We start from the raw sequence: 8,599 nt of genomic DNA, 5'->3' as shown, positions 1-8,599 counted from the left end.
ATCCAACAACCGAAAGTTGTGACAGAAGAGAGTGATGCAGAAGCAGAATTAAAACGTCAATACGGGGAACCCGTTGCGGTCAGTGGACAAGAACAGCTCTACCGTGTGGACGATACTCATTTTGTGACCTATATCGGTAGTGAGGTAAAGACCTATGTTGACCCAAATGGTACAGAAGTCCCCGTTGACTTGTCCCTCTATTCCTATCATGCCAACGGCAACCACTACTATCTGCCTAAAGAATCCCCAGTAGGAGTGGTGCTTCCAAGTGAGGTCAAGGAAGAAACCCCGATTGATGTCATTCATCAAGATGAGAAAATCTCCCTTTACCCTCTTGAGACAACCTATGGCCAAGCCACCGTTGAACAAAACGCGATTTTATATAACAATGTCGAAGGCAAGACCGATGTCCAGTACACGGTTCAGTCTAACGGAGTCAAAGAAGAAATCGTCCTTGCCGAGTGGGAAGGCAAGAACCGCTTTACCTATGGGCTAGACGCAGGAAGCTACGATGTCAGCCTTGAAAACAATCAAGTGCTGGTGCGGGAAAAGGGCAAGACCAAGATTCTCTTTGTCCTGACAGCTCCTATCATGGTGGACGCAGCTGGTGCGACCAGTCAAGATGTGACCCTCGAGTTGAGCGAAAAATCTGGGAACTACCAAGTGACCGTCATCGCAGGCAAAGACTGGCTGTCGTCCAAAGACCGCAAGTACCCTGTTCGGATTGACCCGACGATTACCGTTCCACGGGAAAAGATTCTCGATGTGGTGACGAGCTCTGTTCATGGTACTTTTCAAGGACTAGCTTATGGACTCGTAGGCTACATTGATTCCGCGAATATGGGGAGACCGGACGCGCCAGATATTGGAAAGACCCGCATGTACTTTAAGGTCAACTATGACTTTAGTAGTATTCCCAAAGAAGCCCGTATTGATAGTGCTAGCCTCAATTTGTATCAGTACTCAGACGGAAAAGGAACCGCAACGGCTACCCTTGGCGTCTACTACCTCAAGCAAGATTTTAACATCAATACGATTGATTGGCTGAGTTCTCTTGCATTAGAGGAAGAAATAGCAGGCGAGAATGCCATTTATCCACATGGACTAGGCTTTCATCATTTTGATATTCGGACCGCCGTTACGAACTGGATTCAAGGGCTCTCTCCCAACTTCGGTCTCGTTGTCAAAGCCCTTGATGAGAATGATAATGGTGTAGGTTTTTATACCACCGAAGCAGATGTCAATAATGTTGCACAAAGTGGTTTTACTCCTGATAAAGCTCCGAGTCTGACCATCAACTGGTCTGTACCAGACCCTGTAGATGTGAATTACCTGATAGGCAACACGACGATCAAACTGCGCACCATGGTCAAGACCGATAAGAAGGGTAAGCTCCAGTTTCAAGGGGTCTTTGCGGATGGCTTGACCACACCAGGCGCTCAAGTGACCTATGGTTTGAGTGATGCTTCTAAGAACTATAAGGGAGAAAATCCCGCTAGCTTCTCTTATAAGTATCCTGACAGTAGTCCCTTTGACGCTGCGTTTGAAAAAGGCACGACACGGTATAAGGATAAACTCTCTAACTGGCAAACTTTGACACCTTTTACAGCCCCAGAGTTGAACAAGGTCTATACAATTGATGCGGAAAGTAAGAAAGACAGTCAAACAAGCGGGAAGAAATCCAGTGACACCTTCCTCATTTACAAGGTGACCCAGTACGATACGCTTCCTAAGATTGCGGCCTACTACGGTGTCCCCCTCAATCAAATTGCCTATGACAATCGGATTCAGGATATGTTGGTGGTCAAGAACAACACCCTCTTTATCCGTAATCCGAAAAAGAATGCCAATAAACCCTACAATCCCCCTGCTTTAAACAATAAGACAAAAGCAGATGTGGATATGCTTTTAATGGGGCGGGGGCTTCACTGTGAGTTTGGCTTTGAACCCATTAACCTCAATACGGGAAATTTCTACCTTGACCGGACCGATGTTTCCATTCCTGACCTAGGTGGGAACTTTGAGATTGTGCGTGCCTACAACTCCAAGGCTGCAGGTATCAATAGCCTCTTTGGTCGTGGCTGGTCCTTTGCTTTTAATGAACAAGTATCGAGTGACGAAGACCAAAATCTTTACTATACTCGTACGGATGGTTCTATCCTCACCTTTACCAAAGACGGCGATAGCTACAAGGCTCCAGCAGGTTATGATCTCACGCTTGAGGTGAAAACCAAAGAGAAGAAGAAAGGTGATTTTGGCGGAGAAGAAAAAGAAGACTATGAGGTGAAAGAGTATCATATAAAGGATACCGACAATCAAGAAAAAGTCTTCAACTTCCATGGCTTACTCATTCGTCAGACAGACGAAAAAGGCAACCAGACCAGCTTTGACTACAATGAGAACTACCAGCTCACCAAGGTGACCTCGCCAACAGGTCTTGTCTATGGCATTACCTACAATGAAGCAGGCTACATCGGCGCTATCCAAATCCCCAATGGCTCCACCCTGTCTTATGACTACGATGACAGGGGCTACTTGACCAGCTATACCGATGCCATGGGTGTTCCGACCCGCTACGAGTATGACGAGAAGGGACGTATGACTGCCTGGTATGACGGCAATGGCACCAAAGTCATTCAGAACGAGTATGACGATGAGAACCGTGTGACCAAGCAGACAGATGGCACAGGAGCAGTCTCCACCCTGTCCTATAGCGATGGTCAAACGGTCACAACCGATGCCAATGGTAACCAGACCACCTATACCTATGATGACCACTACCGTACAACAGGCATCACTTACCCAGATGGGACAAGTGTTTCTAAAACCTATGATGCCCATAACCGTCTGGCGAGTGAGACCAATGAACTGGGTCACACCACCAGCTATACCTATGATGAAAATGGAAATGTCTTGACCGAAACCCGCTTTGACGGTGCGACCAAGACCTCTACCTATGATGAGAAGAACAACCTCTTGTCTGTCACAGACTTTGGTGGAGATAGCACCACTAACGAGTATGACAGTAAGAGTAACCTCACCAAGACCACCCTTCCAGACGGAACAACCATTTCCTATACCCATGACAAGCAAGGTCGGGTCCTGTCTACGACCGATGCGCTAGGGGCTAAGACAACCTTTGCCTATGAAGGAGCTAATCTGGTCAAAGTCACCAACCCACTCGGTGGAGAATCAACCTTCACCTATAACGCCCATAATCAGGTGACGAGCATCACGAATCCTCGTGGCGGCACCACCACCATCACCTATGATGCGGAAGGTCGTAAAGTAAGCGAAACAGATGCGGATGGTGTTGGTACGACCAATACCTTTGACCAAGCAGGTCAAGTGACGGCCATAACAGAAGGAAATGGCAATACCACCAGCTTTAGCTACGATGGCTTTGGTCATAAGATTGCGGCCTCCAATGGAGAAGGAGGGAACTATCGCTATATCTATGATGGTATAGGGAATCAGCTTTCTATCACCGACGCGGAAGGCAAGACGACGACCTATAGCTATGATAGCCGCGGTCGTCTCTTAACAGAAACGGATGCGGCAGGTCAAACCATGACCTACACTCGTGATGCGCTCGGTCGTGTCATGACACGAACCGATGCATCAGGCCATACGAGTAGCTTGACCTATGATGACCGCACCCAAGCGGTTCAGACGATAAGGGATGCGCTCGGTCAAGTCACGGAAAATACCTATAATGCTTCTGGCTATCGGACAGCTGTTTCCTACCCAATCGGTACAAGGACGGAGACCACTTATGATGTCCTGGGCCGTGTTCTCTCTTACACAGATGAAGCAGGACAAACGGTCTCTTATACCTATGATGCGGTCGGCAATAAGCTGACCGAAACCAAGGGTGAGAAGACCACCAGCTACAGCTATGACCAGTCTGGTAATGTGACCTCTATTACCTACCCAGATGGTAGGAGTGTGTCCTATACCTTAGACGCAATGGGCAACATCCTGTCCATGACGGACGCCTTAGGTCGTGAAACCACCTATGAGTACAGCCCAGCTGGACGTCTCCTTGCGACCACCAACGCCTTGGGACAGCGGACCAGCCTGACCTATGACAAGAACGGCAATCAAAATAGTGTGACGGATGCGGCTGGCTACACTGCTTCTAGTACCTTTACAGGACAAAACCAAGTAACATCTGTCACCGATGGCTTAGGCAATACGACAAACTTTGCCTACAACCAGATGGAGCAGTTGACGGAAAAAGTCGATGCCCTGGGAGGCAAAACCATCTACACCTATGATGCCTTGGGCTATCCGACATCCGTTACGGACGCAAATGGCAACACCACGAAGATGAGCTATACGCCGACTGCTCAGTTGAAAGACGTCACCTTACCAGATGGGACAACGGTTCGCCAAGAATACGACGCTTTAGACCGCCTTGTGAAACAAACCCATTCGAGTGGTCTCGTCACAGAGTACAGCTATGACGCGGCTAACCGTGTCCTGACTAAGAAAGACAACCAAGACTTAAATGAGTCCTATACTTATGACAAGGCTGGCAATCGCTTAACGCTAACCAATAGTCTTGGGGAAGTCACCAACTACAGCTATGACAGCGATAACCAACTGACCAAGGTTACGTACCCAGATGGCACTAGTGAAAGCTTCACCTATGATGTCATGGGGAATATCAAGACCTCTACAGACCAAGAGGGCAAGACGAAAACCTATCAGTATGACGACAATGGAAATCTGACAAAGATCGTAGACCATCTGAAACGTGAGACAGGCTACCATTACGATGCGTTGAACCGTGTGGTAACCGAAATAGATGCGGATGGGAACCAGACGACCTATGAATACGATGTCTTGGGGAATATCGCCAAGGTAATGGATGCCAATGGTCATTCCAGCAGCTATGGCTATGATGCCAACCAACAGCTCGTGCTCTATACAGATCCGAATGGTCAAGCGACTGCCTTTACATACGACCCACTGGGACGTGTGGTAGAGACACTTGCGCCGACAGGTGCGAAACAAAGCTTTAGCTACGATGCGGTAGGCAATCGCTTGAGCGAAACCACAGGTGAAGGCAATACCACCAGTTACACCTATGATCGTATGCATCGTGTAGCGAGCATGAAACGCCCGACCGGTGGGGAAACCACCTATACCTATGACGGTACAGGAAGTCTCGCGAAAGAAACAGATGCGAATGGCCACACCACCTCTTATGTCAATGACTTGTATGGTCGTATGACCAGTCGGACCTTACCAAATAAAGCGACCTATACCTATGCCTATGATGCGCTTGGACGTTTAGAAAAGCAAACAGGTCCGAAAGAGCTATCGAAAGCCTATACCTACGATGTGGCTGGGAACTTGACCAAGGAAACGGATCAGTCTGATCGAAGTAACCGCTATACGTATGACAAGGTTGGTCGTCTCTTGACTGCTAAGAATGCCTTAGACCTTGAAACCAAGTATGCCTATGATGAAGCTGGAAACCTAGCGAAGGTAACCCGTCCAACAGGCGCTACGACAACCTTTGATTACACAAGGCTGGATCAGTTGAAAACCATCAAGACGCCAACAGGTCGTGAAATCACGTCACACTATGACCCAGTCGGTCAAGTGACCAAACGGACGATGAATGGCAAGCGTGACACCACGTATACCTATGATCCGAATGGCAATCTCCTTGAAGAGAAAAATCCACTCGGACAAGTGATGAAACGTACCTATGATTCTCTCAATCGCTTGACAGGCGAGAGCGATACAGCTGGTCAATGGACCATGTACAGCTACGACCATGACAACCGTTTGACCAAGGTCACAAACGATGAAGGTGGAAAAGCGACCATGGCCTATGACGGCAATGGGAACTTGACCAGCGTCTTCTCGGGTAGTGAGCGAGTGAAGAGCTATACCTACGACCTTGAAAATCAGCTCTTAACAGCGACTCAAGGGACAGGTGAAAAAGCTTCTACCTCTCGCTATACCTATGATAGTGTGGGGAATGTCACTTCTGTCACAAACGGAAATGGTAAGGTTACAAAATACACCTATGATCAGCTCTCCAATGTCGTGAAACGCATGACCAGCCTCGGGGATACAGAGACCTACACCTATAATGTGAACAATCAGTTGGAGAAGGTCACAAAGGCAGATGGGAAGACCATCAGCTATGACTACAACAAGCTGGACCAATTGCTTCAGGTGGACTATTCTGAAAAACAAGATGGTCAAGTTCTCTACACCTATGACCCAGATGGTCGCAGGGTATCGATGAGTGACCTGACTGGAACGACCACCTATGCCTACAATGACGAAGGGGAAATCACAGGTGTCCGTCAAGGGGATGGTAGTCTCATCCAATATGAGTATGACGACTTTGGCAATATCAGCCGTATGACCTACCCAGATGGCAGTACGGTTTCCTACACCTACGATGAACTCGACAGACTAACCTCTGTGACAGATGTCAAAGGGAAGAAGACCACCTACACCTATAATGACGCAGGCGACATGACCGAAGTCAAACGCGGAGATGGCACAAAGAGCTTCTTGACCTATGACAAGGCACACCGAGTGACTGAACTCCGTCATGTGGACAAGAAGAACAAACTGATTTCACGTTATGGCTATGAATACGATGACGGAAACTATGTGACCAAAGAAACCATCACGCAAGATGGGGAGACTCTTGTCCATACCTATACCTACGATAGCTTAGGTCAGATTGAGACCATGACGGTATCCACTAAGGATGGCAAGGAGTTATCTAGTCTTTCGTACACCTATGACCTTGCGGGCAATAAACGCACGAGCACTGAAAGGGTGGATGGGAAAGAAGAGAAGACCACCTTTACGTACGATGACAACAATCGCTTGACCAAGCTTGAGAACAAGGAAGGTACGCTTACCTACACCTATGACAAGAATGGTAACCGTATCTCTCAAGAGACGAAGGATGAGAAGCTCCAGTATATCTATGACACGGAAAACCGCCTCCTTGCCATGAAAGACAAGAAGGGGCTTCTGATGGCGGCACTCTATGATGGGGATGATAACCGGGTCTTTACCGCTAGCCGTAAGGAAGGCACGAACACCTATCAACTCTTTAGACGAAAAGAGAAGAAGAAATCCCCGCAAACCTCTCCAAATGGGGAAGAGCCATCGCTCTTCTGGTATGGCTTTAGTCAAAATGTCCTTCAGTCTCTGTCTAGCTTCCCACAGACGGTAGGGTCTATCTGGCATCAGATCTTTGACGATGTGTCGAGTGCCTATCACCAAAAGGTGGCGAAAGATAAGGCGACGAAAGATGGTCTTGTCGTCCACCCACCATCTCTTGGTAATTTACCGGGCGAGGGAGATGTGACCTACGCATCCCAAGTGAAGGATGTCTTGATTCCCTACACTACACGAGAAGATACCTATGAGTATTATGAAGAACGCAACTATGTCAATGACATCAATCGGGAGCACACCGAGGTTCTTCAAACCTATGACCATGACCTGAAAGCACGGGAGACCTATAGCTATGGCTATGGTAGAAACTCCTACCTCAATCACCAAACCAATGAAACCTACCAGTATCTGACCAACCAGTCAGGTTCTGTTACAGGCTTGACCAAAGGTGGTGAGGCAGTTGCTTCAACCAGCTACACTCTCTACGGTGCAACCAAGTCTACGACAGATGAGACAGGTAATCCCTATGCCTATAATGGCGAAGCTCGTGATAGTACAGGACTTGACTACTTACGGGCAAGGTATTATGATAGCAGAGCGGGCACCTTCCTGACAGAGGATAGCTACTCAGGTGAGGCAACAGCCCCACTTAGTCAAAACCGCTATGCCTATGTCCAGAATAATCCTGTCAACTACACCGACCCGAGTGGGCATAAGGCCTTCTCTTTATGGGGACGGGGAAGAAAAACCGCTTCGAGTGCGTCTGCTTTCATAGCTGGCATAAAGAGGTTCGCCTCTACGCTTGTGGAACCGATTAAGACAACTGCTCAGTTTGTTTCCGTTACTGTTCGAGCGGCTGTAGCCACTGTCCAGCATACGATGATGAAAGCTCATCCAAACCATTATACAGATGCGCAAAAAGCGAAGATTAGAAGTGACTATGCATCAGCTGTCGGAGCAAAAGCCGCTTTCCATATTCGTGAAGCAGGCAATCTCGCACTAAACTGGACGAAAGCCTTGGCAGACACGATGCGACATGTGTGTGATCCGAAGGGGTCAAAAGGAAAAGATGATGGTAAGAGAAAGCAATTAACTGATAGTGAGCTTCAAGCTCTCATCAAAAAAGCTCATGCGGGAGATATGTCTGCGGTACATGCGCTAGCTAGGAACTTTAATATCAGTGATGGGGTTGGAACCTCTAAACGGACGAAAGCTCAGATAACCGCTGATAATCAACAGGTTTGGGATACCACAGTTAAAGCTACTAAGATACTTGGTGGTGAAGTAACAGGTTGGTATAATGTCAAGCGTGTATTGACTGGAAAAGACCCTGTGACAGGGGATAAAGCCAATAGATTGTTAGCACTTGGAGGGCTTGCCCTTGATTTGGCAACCTATGCATTTCCAATTGCCAAATTAGGGAAAG

1 protein-coding gene is annotated in these 8,599 nt (G+C 47.8%); it reads left to right on the top strand.

What is annotated here, in order from left to right:
- Nucleotides 1–8,599: DNRLRE domain-containing protein (locus tag E4T82_RS11570; protein ID WP_135182932.1), on the top strand; the 8,599-nt coding region annotated here is incomplete at both ends.

Source organism: Streptococcus cuniculi, assembly GCF_004570575.1.
GTDB classification, from domain to species: Bacteria; Bacillota; Bacilli; order Lactobacillales; family Streptococcaceae; genus Streptococcus; species Streptococcus cuniculi_A.
Note: the sequence above shows the minus strand (reverse complement) of the source record. Positions and strands in the feature narration are given on the sequence as shown.